We start from the raw sequence: 277 nt of genomic DNA on the forward strand, positions 1-277 counted from the left end.
AAATATAAAAACGAAAAAAAGAACTAAGGCATTAGCCTTAGTTCTTTCAAATTATCTCAAAGCACGCTTTGGTAATCTGTCGATATTCTCTAACATAATACCTGTACCAACCGCAACGCAGTGCATTGGGTTTTCAGCAATTAATACTGGTACTTTTAGCTCTTCTGCTAGAAGCATGTCGATACCGTGTAGTAAAGCTCCACCGCCTGTTAGAATAACACCACGGTCGATGATATCTGCAGATAATTCTGGTGGTGTGCGCTCTAATACGCCTTTT

Annotated in this window: 1 protein-coding gene; it reads right to left on the reverse strand. The window is 39.7% G+C overall.

What is annotated here, in order from left to right:
• Positions 1-51: 51 nt before the first annotated feature.
• Positions 52-277: rod shape-determining protein (locus SB717_RS35410; protein ID WP_410907602.1), on the reverse strand; the 226-nt coding region annotated here is incomplete at its 5' end.

Source organism: Priestia sp. SIMBA_032 (assembly GCF_046535215.1).
GTDB lineage: Bacteria > Bacillota > Bacilli > Bacillales > Bacillaceae_H > Priestia > Priestia aryabhattai.